Origin of the sequence: Delftia acidovorans SPH-1, assembly GCF_000018665.1 — a bacterium.
Taxonomy (GTDB): Bacteria; Pseudomonadota; Gammaproteobacteria; order Burkholderiales; family Burkholderiaceae_C; genus Comamonas; species Comamonas acidovorans.
Genome location: NC_010002.1, coordinates 2,171,253 through 2,186,404, shown reverse-complemented (window position 1 = coordinate 2,186,404; position 15,152 = coordinate 2,171,253). Strand labels below are relative to the sequence as shown.

At 68.7% G+C, this 15,152-nt stretch carries 14 protein-coding genes; 7 read left to right on the top strand and 7 right to left on the bottom strand.

The features are described from left to right. Nucleotide 1: 1 nt before the first annotated feature. Complete coding sequence (locus DACI_RS09990; protein ID WP_012203925.1) at nt 2-769, top strand: hypothetical protein; 768 nt, start codon at nt 2-4, stop codon at nt 767-769. Between the two features lie 63 nt (nt 770-832). Here the strand turns inward: DACI_RS09990 and DACI_RS09985 are convergent, their stop codons facing one another. The 3 genes from DACI_RS09985 to DACI_RS09975 form a co-directional block, all read right to left on the bottom strand. Continuing rightward, on the bottom strand, nt 833-2,671 hold the full coding sequence (locus tag DACI_RS09985) for a sensor domain-containing diguanylate cyclase (RefSeq protein WP_012203924.1): 1,839 nt from the start codon (nt 2,669-2,671) through the stop codon (nt 833-835). A 228-nt stretch (nt 2,672-2,899) separates the two neighbouring features. Next, on the bottom strand, nt 2,900-3,565 hold the full coding sequence (locus tag DACI_RS09980) for an SCO family protein (protein WP_012203923.1): 666 nt from the start codon (nt 3,563-3,565) through the stop codon (nt 2,900-2,902). 124 nt (nt 3,566-3,689) lie between these two features. Then, nucleotides 3,690-4,058: a DUF2946 family protein gene (locus DACI_RS09975; protein WP_012203922.1), complete on the bottom strand. Its 369-nt coding sequence runs from the start codon at nt 4,056-4,058 to the stop codon at nt 3,690-3,692. Between the two features lie 103 nt (nt 4,059-4,161). Between DACI_RS09975 and DACI_RS09970 the strand changes: the two genes are divergently transcribed. Further along, a complete protein-coding gene (locus tag DACI_RS09970; RefSeq protein ID WP_012203921.1) occupies nt 4,162-4,926 on the top strand; it encodes an alpha/beta fold hydrolase in 765 nt (254 codons plus the stop codon). 94 nt (nt 4,927-5,020) lie between these two features. Here DACI_RS09970 and DACI_RS09965 read toward each other — a convergent pair whose 3' ends face one another. Genes DACI_RS09965 through DACI_RS09955 form a run of 3 tightly spaced genes read right to left on the bottom strand, consistent with a single transcriptional unit; the run spans nt 5,021 to nt 8,499 of the window. Next, nucleotides 5,021-6,712, bottom strand: a complete 1,692-nt coding sequence (locus DACI_RS09965) for a cobaltochelatase CobT-related protein (RefSeq protein WP_012203920.1) — start codon at nt 6,710-6,712, stop codon at nt 5,021-5,023. Further along, the gene (locus tag DACI_RS09960) at nt 6,702-7,679 is read right to left on the bottom strand and encodes an AAA family ATPase (protein WP_012203919.1); all 978 of its coding nucleotides are present in this window, start codon (nt 7,677-7,679) and stop codon (nt 6,702-6,704) included. The genes DACI_RS09965 and DACI_RS09960 overlap by 11 nt, the downstream gene beginning before the upstream one ends. Then, nucleotides 7,672-8,499 (bottom strand): IclR family transcriptional regulator, encoded by an 828-nt coding sequence (locus tag DACI_RS09955; RefSeq protein WP_012203918.1) that lies wholly within the window; start codon nt 8,497-8,499, stop codon nt 7,672-7,674. Before DACI_RS09955 ends, DACI_RS09960 begins: the two co-directional genes overlap by 8 nt. Nucleotides 8,500-8,630: 131 nt before the next feature. Between DACI_RS09955 and xsc the strand changes: the two genes are divergently transcribed. From xsc to DACI_RS09935, 4 genes are all read left to right on the top strand, one after another. Next, complete coding sequence (xsc, locus tag DACI_RS09950; protein WP_012203917.1) at nt 8,631-10,442, top strand: sulfoacetaldehyde acetyltransferase; 1,812 nt, start codon at nt 8,631-8,633, stop codon at nt 10,440-10,442. Between the two features lie 223 nt (nt 10,443-10,665). Further along, a complete protein-coding gene (locus tag DACI_RS09945) occupies nt 10,666-11,640 on the top strand; it encodes a bifunctional enoyl-CoA hydratase/phosphate acetyltransferase (protein ID WP_012203916.1) in 975 nt (324 codons plus the stop codon). Continuing rightward, nucleotides 11,637-12,683: a YeiH family protein gene (locus tag DACI_RS09940; protein ID WP_012203915.1), complete on the top strand. Its 1,047-nt coding sequence runs from the start codon at nt 11,637-11,639 to the stop codon at nt 12,681-12,683. The genes DACI_RS09945 and DACI_RS09940 overlap by 4 nt, the downstream gene beginning before the upstream one ends. A 242-nt stretch (nt 12,684-12,925) precedes the next feature. Beyond that, nucleotides 12,926-13,135 (top strand): hypothetical protein, encoded by a 210-nt coding sequence (locus DACI_RS09935; RefSeq protein WP_012203914.1) that lies wholly within the window; start codon nt 12,926-12,928, stop codon nt 13,133-13,135. 19 nt (nt 13,136-13,154) lie between these two features. Here DACI_RS09935 and DACI_RS09930 read toward each other — a convergent pair whose 3' ends face one another. Continuing rightward, entirely contained in the window at nt 13,155-14,048 is an 894-nt protein-coding gene (locus tag DACI_RS09930; RefSeq protein ID WP_043781100.1) for a LysR family transcriptional regulator, read from the bottom strand. A 101-nt stretch (nt 14,049-14,149) separates the two neighbouring features. Between DACI_RS09930 and DACI_RS09925 the strand changes: the two genes are divergently transcribed. After that, a complete protein-coding gene (locus DACI_RS09925; protein WP_012203912.1) occupies nt 14,150-15,136 on the top strand; it encodes an NAD-dependent epimerase/dehydratase family protein in 987 nt (328 codons plus the stop codon). Nucleotides 15,137-15,152: the final 16 nt, after the last annotated feature.

Genomic DNA, 15,152 nt, shown 5'->3' with positions numbered 1-15,152 from the left:
CATGCGAACCCTCATTCTTTGCTTCGGCATCCTGGGCACGCTTGTGTTCGGCGCAGCCTTCGCCCTGTCGTTTTCCTCGCCATTGCTGGTCGAGAGCCTGGGCAAGGAGATCATCCGCATCGAGATCGAGCGCAGGCTGGGCACCCAGCTGGATACGCTGACAGGCTCGCGCATGGCGGGCCTGGCCCAGAAGGCGCTGGGCAGGACAGATAGCGAGATCGCTGCAGTGCGGCGCGAGATCGAGGCCGGCATTCCCGACAAGCTGGCTTCGGTCATGACCGACATGCGCCGCGCCGACTGCGAATGCCGCAAGCGCAAGGCCGTCTACGCGCAGCAACGCCAGGCCACCCAGTTGGCATCGCTGATCCAGATGCGCGCCCGGCTGGTGGAATTCATCGAGTCGGCCTACCACCAGACCACGGCCAGCCTGGTGCGGGAGTTCAGGATCTTCACTGCGTCCAATGCGCTGGTGTTTCTGGCCCTGACCAGCGTGACGGCGCGACGCAGACGGGCGGGGCTGCAGCTGGCCCTGCCCGCTATCGTGCTGGTGACCGCCTCGGCGGTGACTGCCACGCTGTATCTGTTCGCCCAGGACTGGCTGCACACCATTGTGTTTGGCAGTTACATCGGCCTGGCCTACATGGCCTATCTGGCCTTTGCCATCGCGCTGCTGTGCGACATCACATTCAACCGGGCACGCGTGTGCACACGGGCCATCAACGGCGTTGCGTCGTCTTTTGGCTCGGCATTCGAGGTCTTGCCTTGTTGAGCCCAAGGCCCCACCTGCCCCGGCAACTGCCCCGATCACAGCAGCGGCACAGCCCCCAAGTCCCTACCCGCCCGCCACCACTATCCGCCCCTTGCCCGCGCGCTTGGCCGCGTACATGGCCTCGTCGGCGCGCTGCAGGAGCTGGGTGGCATCTTCCCGGGAGGCATTGAGGGCGATGCCCATGCTGGCGCCGACCTGCACGGTGGCGCCGCTGTGCAGGCGGATGGGCTGGCGGATGGAGGCCAGGCAGCGCTGCATGATCTGCAGGGCGTCGTCGGCCGAGGCCAGTTCGTCCAGCAGCAGCACGAATTCGTCTCCGCCCAGGCGGGCGACGCAGTCGGTTTCGCGGGCCTGGGTGGTGAGGCGGCGGGCGATGATGCGCAGCACTTCATCGCCGGCGTCGTGGCCTTCGGTGTCGTTGACTTGCTTGAAGCCGTCCAGGTCCATGAAGCAGACGGCCAACTGGCCGGGGCCGCTGGCCTGGGCCAGCGCGCGCTGCAGCCGCGCCTGCAGCGCGCGGCGGTTGGCCAGGCCGGTCAGCACGTCGTGCATTGCCTGGTGCTGGGCCGCCTGCTCGCCGCGCTTGAGGGCGTCGATGTCCACGAAGACCCATATCGATTCGCCATCGGCCAGGCCCGCGCCGCTGACATCGACCCAGAGCAGGCTGCCATCGCTGGTCTGCAGCTGCATCTGGGCGTGGCATTTGCCGCTGGAGCGCAGTGCGCCATAGGCCAGTTCGCCGGAGCGTTCGTAGGTTTCCTCGTCCGGGTAGAGGATGCGCGCCGAGTGGTCCAGCAGCTCGCCAGCCGGGCGCTTGAGCATGCGTTGCAGGGCCTGGTTGGTCCACAGCAGCCGGCGCTCGCGCAGGCGGGCGATGCCGATGAGGTCGTTGTCCATGAACAGTTCCTGCTGGCGCAGCAGCTCGGCGAGCCGGATGCGCGCCACGCGTTCGCGCTGCTGCAGCAGATAGAGGCTGACCGAGCCCAGCGCGATCAGCGCGATGCTCAGGCCCGTGAGCGCCCAGGCACGCCAGGCCGATGCGCGCCACCCCGCCAGGTAGCTTTCCGTGCCCAGGCCGGTGAAGACGGTCAGCGGATAGCCGGCCAGGCGCTGGTAGGCCGTGATGCGCTCCACGCCATCGAGCAGCGTGGGCGTGATGTACCAGCCAAGCTCCCGGTCATCGGCCAGGGCCCGGTGGTACTCGCCCGAGACTTCCGAGCCGCCGATGCCGGCCATGGGCTGGGGATCGCCTGCCGCGTAGCGGGCCACCAGCAGATCCTTGTCCGAACGCAGCGCAATGGCGCTGTCGGGCCCGAAGGCCTGGCGGCGGAACAGCGACTGGAAATGCTCGGCCGCGACGACCGCGTAGACGATGCCCTGGAAATCCCCATCGCCGGATTGCAGCCGCCGCGCCAGCACGATGGCCCATTTCTTGAAGGAGTGACTGACCAGCGGATCGGAGACCACCATGCGGTCGGTGTTGCGCGCCCGGTCGAAGTAGCCTCGCTCGGCCACGGAGAATGCCGGCTCCTCCTCGTTCGCACTCTGCAGGACCTGGCCATTGGCGTCGGTGACGCGCAGCGCCGTGACGAAGGGAACGAGGGCGCGCTGCTCCTGCAGGATTTCATAGAGGGCCAGCGCCGCCACGTCCGCGCCTTCCAGACTCCGGCTGCGGTAGCGGCCCGCGACGGTGGCCAGGGCGTTGTCCACCAGCCGCATCTCGGCGTTCAGCTCCAGGCTCAGGCTGCGGGCCTGGTTCCGGGTGACGGCCACGCCCAGGTCCAGGTCGGCCTGGTGGTTGGCGCGCAGGCTCAGCCAGGTGGCCAGGCCCAGCAGGCCGGCCACCAGCAGGTTGCCGAGCACCAGGCGCAGGAGCACCTTGTCGGAAAGAAGCCTCTTCATGGCGCCGGGTGTCCCTTTCCTACTTGCTGGATGGGCATCGGGGTGGATGGAGCCGCACATTTTTAGCACAAGGACGGGACGATCCAGACAAGGTTTTGACCGATGGCAACGGCGCTCGCGCCGCTGGCGCGTACCTTCACCTCCGCAAGAATGGTCGCTGCCTGGGCCAGGGCGGAGGCTGCTGCGCAAAGGCCTGTTGCGCCGGCCACCTGAGAAAGTGCAGAGCCGTCATGCAGCCTGCAGGATCTGCCGCAGATCGGCCGCGCAGTCCTGCGCGTCCTGCTCATGGCGGAACGCCACGCGCAGCCGGCCCTCGGGATCGAAGACATAGGTGATGGCCGAGTGGTCCATGGTGTAGGACGCACCCGTGGGCACCTTCTTGTAGAAGACCTTGAACTCCCTGGCGACCTCGGCCGTCTGCGCCTCGTCACCGCGCAGCGCGACAAAGCCGGGGTCGAAGGCGCCCACATAGGCCTTGAGCACCTGGGCCGTATCGCGCTCGGGATCGATGGTGATGAAAGCCACGGCCAGGCGGGCGCCGTCGGCACCCAGAAGCTCGCGTATTTCCAGCGCGCGCGTCAGCGCCGTGGGGCAGACATCGGGGCATTGGGTGAAGCCGAAAAAGACCATCAGGGCCTGGCCCTTGAAGTCGGCCAGCGTGCGCTCGCGCCCATCGGCATCGCGCAGGCGGAAGTCCCGGCCGTACTGCGCGCCGGTCAGGTCGATGCCCTTGAACGGCACGGTGGCGGGCTTGCAGCCGGCCAGCAGCGCCAGTGCGGCCAGGCCGCCACCAAGGCAGGCACGGCGAGACAGGGCAATGGAAGCAACGGATGGGAGGGTCGAAGAAAAATCGGCGGCGCGCTGCGGCGCCACATGGCAATCGGAACGGAACATGGCATCCCTGCGTGGAATCTTGGCGAAGCCGCACCGCCAAGGCTGCGCCCGGCCGTTGCGGCAATGTTCTGAGACAGGCCAGCGGCCAGACAGCGCGGGACAGCGCTGCACAGCAGCCGAGGGCTCAGGCGATCAGCAGCAGCAAGGGAGGCCCGCGCGGCGGCAGCGGCGCGCCGACCAGGGAGGCAATGCGGGCAGAGACGATGGGCTGCAGCGCGCGGCCCAGCGGCTGCGGTTGCGCCCAGGAGGGGGAGACATGCGCGGGCGGCGGCGTCACCGCCAGGCACAGCGGGCAGTCCAGCGAATGCTGGGCAGACACCGCCTGCCCTTCTTCACCGTTGACCACGACCAGCTTGACGCTGCCGCCAGCCGTGCAGACCAGTTCCATGGCCTGCGGGTGCACCAGGGGCGATGCAATCGCCAGGCCCAGCGTCAACGCGAACCACGCCATGACCAGGCGGGCCAGTGAGACGGAGTTGCGCAGGGCGTGCATGGCTGGGGATTATGGGGCTGGGATGCCGGATATGCGTGGTATCCGTAGCCGCCCGCCCGCATGGGCCATCCCATAATCGCCTTTTCCCCAAGCAGTGACCGCCATGTCGAAACTCCATGTTGTGCAGCAGGGCCAAGGCCCGGCCATCGTTCTGAGCCACGCGCTCGGTTGTGACCTCCAGATGTGGGACGGCGTTGCCCAGGCGCTGGAAGACCGCTTCACCGTGGTGCGCTACGACCACCGGGGCCACGGCCGCTCGCCCGCCATCGGCGAGGCTTTCGACATGAACGATCTGGCAGACGACGCAGCCGGCGTGATCGAGGCGCTGGGCCAGGGGCCGGTGCACTTCGTGGGCCTGTCCATGGGCGGCATGACGGCCCAGGCCCTGGCCGTGCGCCATCCGGCGCTGGTGCGCAGCATCACCATCGCCAATTCGGCCAGCTACTACGACGAGGCCGCGCGCGCAGGCTGGCAGGCGCGCATTGCCACCGTGCACGACCAGGGCGTGGCGGTGATTGCCGACGGCGCCATGCAGCGCTGGTTCACCCCAGAGTTCCGCACCGGGCAGGCGGCCCGCGTGGCCTCCTTGCGCGCAGGGCTGGAGGCTTTGGCGGCCAAGCCCTATGCGGCCGCCTGTGCGGCCGTGGGCGGCATCGATTTTCGCGAGAGCAACCGGCGCATCGCCTGCCCCGCGCTGCTCATTGCGGGCAGTCGCGATGAGGCCACGCCGCCTGCCCTGTCCGAGGACATGCAGGCGCAGATTCCGGGCGCGCAGCTGGTGTCGCTGCCCGCCGCGCATTTGAGTGCCGTGGAAATGCCCGTGGAGTTTGCGCAGTTGGTGAGCGACTTTGTCGCGCAGGTCCGCTAGATCTGCAGTCCCAGCCGGGCGGGATGGGGACTGAGCGAAGTCGCTATCGTGGAGGAGATCACGGAGGGCACCACGGCCGGCACCAGGGCCGGCATCACCGCCGGCAGATCAACTCCGCCACGTCCATCAGCAGGGCTTCATCGATCTGCTCGCGCAGGTCCACCGCCAGCCTGCGCCGGTAGAACACGCCCAGGTCCAGCCCCACGCCCAGCGCGCGGATCTGCACGTCGCCCGCGCGCTCGTGCCGGGCGATGACCTGGCGCAGGTGCTGGTCCAGGTAGTGCTCGTCGTTGGCCTGGTGCGTGGCCGTGTCCATGGGGCAGCCGTCCGAGATGACGAGCAGGATGCGGCGCTGCGCGGGCCGCGCCAGCAGCCGCTCGCAGGCCCATTGCACGGCCTCGCCGTCCACGCCCTCGCGAAAGAGGTCGGGCCTGCGCAGCGCGGCAATGCCGTGGCGGGCGTGGCGCCAGGGTTTGGCGGCGTCCTTGAAGACGATGTGCAGCCGCTCGTTGAGCCGGCCCGGGATGTGGGGCTGGCCCGCGCGCTGCCAGTCGCGGCGGGCGCGGCCGCCGTTCCAGGCCTGGGTGGAAAAGCCCAGCACGTCCACCGGCACGCCGGCCATGGACAGCGCGCGGCCCAGCAGGTCCACCAGCAGGGACAGCGGGCGCGCATGCGCCTTCATCGAGCCCGAGCAGTCCAGCAGGAGGGCCACGGCCGCATCGCTGACGGGGTGCGGCAGCTCGTTCCTGAAGATGGCGCGCTGCTGCGGATCGCTGACCAGTTGCGCCAGCCGGCTTGCATCCAGGTGTCCATCCTCCAGGCCGAACTGCCAGCCGTCGTGGCGCGGCACGGCCAGGCGCTGCTGCAGGTGGCGGGCCAGCCGGCCCGCGTGCAAGCCGCTGCGCGCCAGTTCCTCATCCATCTGCCCGCGGAACTCGGCCAGTTGCGCTGCGCGGATCAGCTCGGCCGCCTGCGCCTCGCGGTCATAGGCGCGCGTGAACACGCGGTAGCTGTGGGCCGAGCCGGCCCAGGCACGGCTGTCGCCGCTGAGCGCCACGGGCGGCGCATCCAGGCTTTGCGATTCAAAGTGCAGCGGCAGCGCGAAGCTGCCCCGCCGGCGCGGCCCGGCAGCGCCACGCGGCGCCTCTTCCTGGGCTGACCGCACGGCCTGGCCCACCCAGCGGCTGATGGCCAGGGCCGGCGCAATGAAGGCCTGCTGGTCCTGCCGGTGGCGGCGCAGCAGGGCCCACTGCGCGCCCAGTTGCGCGGACAGGCCGGCGCGCGTGGCCTCGGCCAGGTCGCCCAGGGCATCGGGCGGCTCATGGCCGCTCAGGCGGCTCCAGGCGGTCAGCGCCACGGTGAACAGCAGGATGCCAAGGCTGCTTTCGGTCAGGCCCGAATCGGCAAAGGCCTGGCTCCAGTGCACAAAGCGCGCATGCAGGTTGGCGCGTGCGCCGGGCCATTCCTCGGGCGCCAGGCTTTCCACGCGCAACTGCTCCAGCAGTTCGAACACCAGCCGCTCCACCGGATCGCCGGGCAGGTGGCGCGCGTGCAGCGCGGCATCGCTCAGGCGCAGGCGCAGGCTGGCGCCGTCGAGCAGGCCGCGCTGGTCGGCCAATCGGGCCGGCACATCGGATTGGTGGGCCGCTGCCAGCACCACGGGCGCCGTGCCCCGGTATAGCGTCTGCCCGCTCCATTGCAGCGAGGCATCGCCCGCCATGGCGCGCAGCAGCGCCCCGCCCCAGGCCTCCATGTGCGCCAGCGAGGGGGATGCCTCAGCAGGCATGGGCGGGCTCGTCGCGCAGCGCCAGTTCCTGGCCGAAGCAGCGCTGGAAGTACTCGGCCACGATGGCCCGCTCGGCCGGCTCGCACTTGTTGAGGAAGGACAGCTCGAAGGCCAGCCGCAGGTCGTGGAAGATCTGCGCGTTCTCGGCCCAGGTGATGACGGTGCGCGGCGACATCAGCAGCGACAGGTCGCCCACCGCAAAGCCTTTGCGCGTGAGCGCAGCCAGCGCCACCATGGCAGCCACCTGCTCGCGCCCCTGCGGCGTGGCCAACTGCGGCACGCGCGCCAGCACGATGGCGGCCTCCTCGGCCGGTGCCAGGTAGTCCAGGCTGGTGACCAGGTTCCAGCGGTCGAGCTGGGCGTGGTTGAGCATCTGCGTGCCGTGGTACAGGCCGCTGAGGTTGCCCTGGCCCAGGGTGTTCATGGTGGCGAAGAGGCGGAACTGCGCATGCGGCTGGAGCACGCGCTTTTGGTCCAGCAGGGTGAAGCTGCCCTCGCGTTCGAGCACGCGCTGGATGACGAACATCACGTCGGGCCGGCCCGCGTCGTATTCATCGAAGACCAGGGCCACGGGCCGCTGCAGCGCCCAGGGCAGGATGCCTTCCTGGAACTGCGTGACCTGGCGGCCCTCTTGCAGCACGATGGCGTCCTTGCCCACCAGGTCCAGCCGGCTGATGTGCCCGTCGAGGTTGACGCGCACGCAGGGCCAGTTCAGCCGCGCCGCCACCTGCTCGATATGGGTGGACTTGCCCGTGCCGTGCAGCCCCTGGATGACCACGCGCCGGTTGTGCGCAAAGCCGGCCAGGATGGCCAGCGTGGCCTGCGGGTTGAAGCGGTAGGCCGGGTCCACGGCCGGCACATGCTCGCTGCGTTCGGCAAAGGCGGGCACCTGCATGTCGGTGTCCAGGTCGAAGGTCTCGCGCACGCCAAGCGTGCGCGTGGGATGCATCAGGGTCAGCTCAGTCATCGTCAGGGGCTCCCGGGGGGACTTCGTCGTTGATGCGCGCAATCGCCTCGGCCGCCGCGCGCAGTTGGGGAAGAAAGGACAGCGCCCGCTCGCGCGTGAAACGCATGATGGGCGCCTGCACGGCCAGCCCCATGTTCGAGGGGCCGCCCTGGATGGAGGGCACGAGCACGCCCAGGCACAGCAGGCCGGGCAGGAATTCCTCGTTGTCGAAGGCATGGCCCTGGGCGCGCACCTGGTCCAGTTCGGCGTCCAGCGCGTCAAAGGCCGTCAACGTATTGGCCGTGAAGCCTTCCAGCGGCACGGCCGACAGCAGCCGCCTGCGCTGCGCGGGCGCCATCTGGCTCAGGAACAGCTTGCCCGTGGCCGAGCAATGGGCCGGCACGCGCGAGCCCGGGTGCAGATAAAAGCGCAGCGGCGCGGGCGTCTCCACCCGGTCCAGGTACAGCACCTCGCTGCCCGAGAAGGCGGTGATGTTGCAGCTCTCGCCGATGTCGCGCACCAGCTGGGCCAGCACCGCGTGGCGTGCGCCGTGCGTGGTGTTGTTGAGCAGCACGCTCTCGGCCAGCCGCATCAGGCGCCGGCCCGTGCCGTAGTGCCGGCCGTTGCCCTCGCGCTGCAGGATGCCCGCGCCCTCGAGCTGCTGGAGCATGCGGTGCATGGTGGGCTTGGGCAGGCCTGTCTCCTCGACCATGGTCTGCAGCGTGAAGGGCTCGTTCTTCTGGGCAATGGCCTCCAGCAGGGCGAACAGCCGCAGGTTGGGCGTGTCGCCATCGATACGGGCAGGGATGGGGTCACGGGTGTTCATGGTGTTGGTCATCATATGTTTTTCAATTTTTCGAGTCAATTTGTTCCGAAAAAAGAAATTTGTTTGACATCCAGGCGAAGTCAGTCCTAGACTTGCGCCGTAATTTCTTTTTTCGGAACATTAAGTTCCATTTTTAAGGAGACAACATGACTGCAGCCAACAATCGTACGGTGGTCGAAGGCGTCCAGAAGATGACCCCTTCCGAAGCCTTTGTGGAGACCTGCGTTGCCAACGGCGTCACGGAGATGTTCGGCATCATGGGCTCGGCCTTCATGGATGCCATGGACATCTTCGCGCCCGCCGGCATCCGCCTGATCCCCGTGGTGCATGAGCAGGGCGCCGCCCACATGGCCGACGGCTATGCGCGCGTCTCGGGCCGCCACGGCGTGGTGATCGGCCAGAACGGCCCCGGCATCAGCAACTGCGTGACCGCCATCGCCGCCGCCTACTGGGCCCACAGCCCCGTGGTCATGATCACGCCCGAGACCGGCACCATGGGCATGGGCCTGGGGGGCTTTCAGGAAGCCAACCAGCTGCCCATGTTCCAGGAGTTCACCAAGTACCAGGGCCATGTCTGCAACCCCAAGCGCATGGCCGAGTTCACGGCCCGCTGCTTTGACCGCGCCATCTCCGAGATGGGTCCCACCCAGCTGAACATTCCGCGCGACTATTTCTACGGCGAAGTGCAGTGCGAAATCCCCAAGCCCATGCGCGTGGAGCGCGGCTCGGGCGGCGAAAACAGCCTGCAGGCCGCCACGGAACTGCTGGCCACGGCCAAGTTCCCCGTGATCCTGGCCGGCGGCGGCGTGGTCATGGGCGATGCGGTCGAGGAGTGCAGGCAGCTGGCCGAGCGCCTGGGCGCACCCGTGGTCACGGGCTACCTGCGCAATGACGCCTTCCCCGCCAAGCACGCGCTGTGGGCCGGCCCGCTGGGCTACCAGGGCTCCAAGGCCGCGATGAAGCTCATCGCCCAGGCCGACGTGGTGATCGCGCTGGGCTCGCGCATGGGCCCCTTCGGCACCCTGCCCCAGCACGGCATGGACTACTGGCCCAAGAACGCCAAGATCATCCAGGTCGAGGCCGACCACACCAACCTGGGCCTGGTCAAGAAGATCTCGGTGGGCATCCACGGCGACGCCAAGGCCGTGGCACGCGAGCTGGGCCGCCGCCTGCAGGGCCAGACCCTGGCCTGCGACGCCACCAAGGCCGCGCGCGCCGACACCATTGCCACCGAGAAGGCCGCCTGGGAGAAGGAGCTGGACGAGTGGACGCATGAGCGCGACCCCTACAGCCTGGACATGATCGAAGAGGCCAAGGGCGAGCGCACGCCCACGGGCGGCCAGTACCTGCACCCGCGCCAGGTGCTGCGCGAGCTGGAAAAGGCCATGCCGCCGCGCGTGATGGTCTCCACCGACATCGGCAACATCAACTCCGTGGCCAACAGCTACCTGCGCTTTGACGAGCCGCGCAGCTTCTTCGCGCCCATGAGCTTCGGCAACTGCGGCTATGCCCTGCCCACCATCATCGGTGCCAAGTGCGCGGCGCCCGACCGTCCGGCCATCGCCTACGCCGGCGACGGCGCCTGGGGCATGAGCATGGTGGAGATCATGACCGCCGTGCGCCATGACATTCCCGTCACGGCCGTGGTCTTCCACAACCGCCAGTGGGGCGCCGAGAAGAAGAACCAGGTGGACTTCTACAACCGCCGCTTCGTGGCCGGCGAGCTGGAAAGCGAAAGCTTCGCGGCGATTGCCAGCGCCATGGGCGCCGAGAGCATCGTGGTCGACCAGATCGAGGACGTGGGCCCGGCGCTGCAAAAGGCCATCGACCTGCAGATGAACCACGGCAAGACCTGCGTGATCGAGGTGATGTGCACGCGCGAACTGGGCGACCCGTTCCGCCGCGATGCGCTGGCCAAGCCCGTGCGCTTCCTCGAAAAGTACAAAGACTTCGTCTGACGCCGTCTGACACCCCCTGAGGCGCTGCGCGCCTTCCCCCTCTCTACCCGCTGCGCGGGGGAGGGGGACGACACCCTCGGTGCGGGGCGGCCCTTCCTCGGTGTCTCTGGGATGGGCCGCGCCGGTTTCATGCGCCTGGGTGAAGCGCAAGGCCCTCGAAAGCCGATTCCCAGATTCCCTGCGTTGCTCGCGCCGGGCCCTGTACTTTCCCGCAGGAGCTTTCATGGTCCCCCCACTTTCACTTGCCGTGGCCGCCGATGATGCGCCCGCCACGCACCGCCCCCATCTCCAGCACTTGCTCGACCAGGCCAAGGCGCAAGGCCCCATTCCGGTGGCCGTGGCCTATCCCTGTGATGCGGGCTCGCTGCAGGCCGCCATGCAGGCCGCGCAGGCGGGCCTGATCACGCCGCTGCTGGTCGGCCCCGAGGCGCGCATCCGGGCATCGGCCCAGGCAGCCGGGCTGGATCTGGCGGGCGCGTCCATCCACTCCACAGCCGACGATCCACGCGCGGCGGCGGCCCAGGCGGCGGCGCTGTGCGGCAGCGGCCAGGCCCGCGCGCTGATGAAGGGCAGCCTGCACAGCGACGAGTTGCTGGGAGCTGCCGTGGCGCGCGAGGCCGGCCTGCGCGGCAGCCGCCGCGCCAGCCATGTGTTCGTGATGGACCTGCCGGGCTTCGAGCGCCCGCTGCTGATGACCGATTGCGTGGTCAACATCTTCCCCACGCTGATGGACAAGCGCGACATTGCGCAGAACGCCATCGACCTGGCCCGTGCCATCGGCATTGCCCGGCCGCGCGTGGCCGTGCTCTCGGCGGTGGAGACCGTCAACCCCGCCATTCCCGGCACCATCGACGCGGCCGCGCTGTGCAAGATGGCCGACCGGGGGCAGATCAGCGGCGCCATCCTCGACGGGCCGCTGGCCTACGACAACGCCATCTCACTGCGCTCGGCGCATCACAAGGGCATCGTCTCCGATGTGGCCGGCCAGCCCGACGTGCTGCTGGTGCCCAGCCTGGAGGCCGGCAACATGATCTACAAGCAGCTGGTCTACATGGCCGACGCCGAATGCGCGGGCCTGGTGCTGGGCATGCGCGTGCCCATCGTGCTGACCAGCCGTTCGGACTCGGTGGCCAGCCGCATCGCCTCCTGCGCGCTGGCGGTTCTGGCCGATGCGGCGGGCGGCAAGGAGCAGCCATGAGCCAGGTTCAAGCCCCGTTGGCAGCACAGCCGCCCGTGCCGCGCATGCTGCAATGGCTCAAGCTCCTGCCCGGCACAGGCCTGTCGGGCGTGATCGCGCTGGCAGCCACCTTCGTCTCCACGCTGCATGGCGGGCCGCAGCTGCTGTTCGCGCTGTTCTTCGGCGTGGCCTTCCACTTCCTGAGCCAGGACGCGCGCGCCAAGCCGGGCATCGAGTTCTGTGCACGCGGCGTGCTGCGCCTGGGCGTGGGCCTGCTGGGTGCGCGCATCACGGCCACGCAGATCGCGGGCCTGGGCTGGACCACGGCGCTGATCGTCATCGCCGCCGTGGTCACCACGCTGCTGTGCGGCACGCTGCTGGGCCGGCGCCTGGGCCTGACGCGCCCGCAGGGCGTGCTGTCGGGCGGCGCGGTGGCCATCTGCGGCGCCTCGGCGGCGCTGGCCATCTCGTCGGTGCTGCCGCGCGACAAGGACAGCGACCGCTTCACGCTGACCGTGGTGGTCACGGTCACGGTGCTGTCCACGGCCGCCATGGTGCTGTATCCGCTGGTGGCGCGCGCCCTGCATCTGCCGCCCGAGCTGGCGGGCCTGTTCATCGGCGGCACCATCCACGATGTGGCCCAGGTGGTGGGCGCGGGCTACACCATAGACCAGGCCACGGGCGACTACGCCACCATCGTCAAGCTGTTCCGCGTGTCCATGCTGGCCGTGGTGGTGGTCATGGTCTCGGCCCTGTTCAAGCGCCAGCGCGAGGCTGCGGCCGAGCAGCACCACGGCAAGAAGCCGGGCCTGGTGCCCTGGTTCCTGTGGGTGTTCGTCGCGCTGGTGGCCATCAACTCGCTGGGCTGGGTGCCGCCGGGCCTGCAGCACCAGTTGAGCGACCTGTCGCGCAACTGCCTGGTGCTGGCCATTGCGGCCCTGGGCCTGAAGACCTCGTTCCAGCAACTGGCCCAGGCCGGCTGGCGGCCTTTTGCACTGCTGGTGGTGGAGACGCTGTGGATGGCGGCCTTCGTGCTGGTCGCCATCGAGTTCGAGATGCGGTGAACGCTGGCGCAATACGGCAGTTTTCCAGGGCCCGCCATGCGCGGGCCCTTCTCATTTCTCATGGAGTCGGCGCATTTGATGTTCGCGCATTGAGGTGATACATTTGCACACAATTTTTTGACCCACATCAACGCCCGACACTAGCCGTGAACGTTCTTCGCAAGCAAGCCGGCAGATTCCGCAGACGCACTGCCATCCAGGTCCTCGCCCTCCTGCGCAGGCAACAACCCCTGCAAGCTGCCTTGCTGCGGCTGCTTCCGTGCCTGCTGCTGCTGGCCGGCTGCGCCGTGCTGCTGGACTCCCTGGTGCCCATCCCGCTGTGGGCCGTCGCCGGCCTGACGGGGGTCATGGCGGGCTACATCGCCCACAACTGCCAGGCGTTTGTTGCATCCCAGCGCAGGAAATCCATGCTGCGCCATCTCGCGCGCTGCTGCCTGTTGCACGCCCAATGAAACACAGGCGCCCGGGTCGTCAGGAACCGCTGCTGGCATAGGCCGTCAGCGCCTGCGCGACCGCCTTGAAGACCACGGCGCAGCGCTCGCTCTTGCGCAGGTCCTCATGCATGGCCACCCAGGTATCGAGCTTCCATGAGAATGCCTGCGGCAGCACCCGCACCAGGCCCGCGTCCCTGGCCGCCAGCGCCGACTGGCAGATGCCGATGCCAAAGCCAGCGCGGATGGCGCCCAGCTGTGCCAGGTCGCTGTCCGAGCTCAGCGCCATGGCCTCGCGCGTGAACATCGGAAACTGCTGCTGAAACCTGCGGATGAAGGCGTTCTCATGGTCGAAGCCGATCAGCGAGTGCCCGGCCAGCTCCTGCAGCGAAGCCGGCACGCCATGCCTGGCCAGATAGCTCTCATGGGCATGAAGCCCCAGTTCGATGGCGCCGATATGGCGGGCCACCAGCGCCTCCTGCTGCGGCCGGAACATGCGCACGGCCACATCGGCCTCGCGGCGCAGCAGGTCATCGACCGCGTTGGACAGCACCAGTTCGATGCGCAGTTCAGGATGGGCCGCGCGCAATTGCGCCAGCACGGGCGGCAGCAGCTCCACGCCCACGACCTCGCTGGCCGTCAGGCGCACCGTGCCGCGCACGCCCGCGCCATGGCTGGCCGCCACGCGGCGCAGCGCGGCAGCCGTCGCGGCCATGCTGGCCGCATAGGGCTGCAATTCATAGGCCGCCTCGGTGGGCGCGAAGCCATCGGACGAACGGGTGAACAGTTGCAGGCCCAGCGCCGACTCCAGCCCGTCGATGTGCCGGCCCACGGTTGGCTGTGCCAGGCCCATGGCCCGGCCCGCCGCTGACAGCGACCCGGACTCCAGCACCTGCAAAAAGCTGCGATACCACTCCCAATGGGGTTCCGACATCACTGATCCATTCATTTATGCATGGACACCAGAAGATTCTAGGCAATTTTCCTTTTGCGGCGTGTTGCGGACACTGGCGTGGTCACCACAGGACCCGCACCATGCCATCCATTGCACTTTTCGGCGCCGCAGGCGCCATCGGCCAGAGCCTGGCCGCCGCGCTCAGACAACAGGGCCGCGCCTATCGCGTGGTCGGCCGCAACGCAGCCAGCCTGCGCCAGACCTTCGGCGCCGATCCCCTGGCCGAGATCGCCACCTGGAACCCGGATGTCGCCGGCTCCATCGAGGCGGCCGCCCACGGCGTGGACACGCTGATCTACCTGGTGGGCGTGAACTACTGGCAGTTTCAATTGCATCCCGAACTGATGCGCAAGACGCTGGAAGGCGCCATTGCCGCGGGCGTGCGCCGCATCGTGCTGATCGGCACCGTCTATCCCTACGGAAAGGCCCGCACCCTGCCCGTGGCGGAAGACCATCCGCGCGAGCCCCATACCTTCAAGGGCCGCATGCGCAAAGCCCAGGAGGACCTGCTGCTGCAAGCCCATGCACAGGGCCGCATCGAGGCCACCGTGCTGCGCCTGCCCGACTTCTACGGCCCCGGAGTGCACAACAGCCTGCTGCACGGCGCCTTCGAGGCGGCGGCCCACGGCGGCCGGGCCGACATGATCGGCCCGCTGGACCGTCCGCACGAGTTTGTCTATGCGCCTGATGTGGGCCCCGTCGTGGCGCGCCTCATCGACACGCCGCAGGCATTCGGCAGGGTCTGGCACCTGGCTGGCGCGGGGGCGACCACGCAGCGCGACATCGTCTCGGAGATCGAACGCCTGAGCGGCAGGCCGTTGAAACTGCGCATCGCGGGCAAGACCGCGCTGCGCCTGGCCGGCCTGTTCAGCCCCTTGATGCGCGAGCTGGCCGAGATGCACTACCTGCTGACCGATCCGCTGATCATGGACGACTCGGCCCTGCACACCCTGCTGGGCCCCATCGCCAAGACCCCCTACGCCCAGGGCATACGCGCCACGCTGGATGCCGCCAGGGCGGGCGCGGGTTCAGCTGTGAACTCCAGCCCGCAGCAGGCCACGGCCTGAAAACAAAAAAGCCCTG

Bases quoted from the DNA above. Each gene is read 5' to 3' on its own strand.
- DACI_RS09960 (WP_012203919.1), bottom strand. From the start codon at position 7,679: ATGACTGAGCTGACCCTGATGCATCCCACGCGCACGCTTGGCGTGCGC.
- DACI_RS09945 (WP_012203916.1), top strand. From the start codon at position 10,666: ATGGTCCCCCCACTTTCACTTGCCGTGGCCGCCGATGATGCGCCCGCC.
- DACI_RS09925 (WP_012203912.1), top strand. From the start codon at position 14,150: ATGCCATCCATTGCACTTTTCGGCGCCGCAGGCGCCATCGGCCAGAGC.
- DACI_RS09980 (WP_012203923.1), bottom strand. From the start codon at position 3,565: ATGTTCCGTTCCGATTGCCATGTGGCGCCGCAGCGCGCCGCCGATTTT.
- xsc (WP_012203917.1), top strand. From the start codon at position 8,631: ATGACTGCAGCCAACAATCGTACGGTGGTCGAAGGCGTCCAGAAGATG.
- DACI_RS09975 (WP_012203922.1), bottom strand. From the start codon at position 4,058: ATGCACGCCCTGCGCAACTCCGTCTCACTGGCCCGCCTGGTCATGGCG.
- DACI_RS09955 (WP_012203918.1), bottom strand. From the start codon at position 8,499: ATGATGACCAACACCATGAACACCCGTGACCCCATCCCTGCCCGTATC.
- DACI_RS09930 (WP_043781100.1), bottom strand. From the start codon at position 14,048: ATGTCGGAACCCCATTGGGAGTGGTATCGCAGCTTTTTGCAGGTGCTG.
- DACI_RS09970 (WP_012203921.1), top strand. From the start codon at position 4,162: ATGTCGAAACTCCATGTTGTGCAGCAGGGCCAAGGCCCGGCCATCGTT.
- DACI_RS09990 (WP_012203925.1), top strand. From the start codon at position 2: ATGCGAACCCTCATTCTTTGCTTCGGCATCCTGGGCACGCTTGTGTTC.
- DACI_RS09965 (WP_012203920.1), bottom strand. From the start codon at position 6,712: ATGCCTGCTGAGGCATCCCCCTCGCTGGCGCACATGGAGGCCTGGGGC.
- DACI_RS09985 (WP_012203924.1), bottom strand. From the start codon at position 2,671: ATGAAGAGGCTTCTTTCCGACAAGGTGCTCCTGCGCCTGGTGCTCGGC.
- DACI_RS09940 (WP_012203915.1), top strand. From the start codon at position 11,637: ATGAGCCAGGTTCAAGCCCCGTTGGCAGCACAGCCGCCCGTGCCGCGC.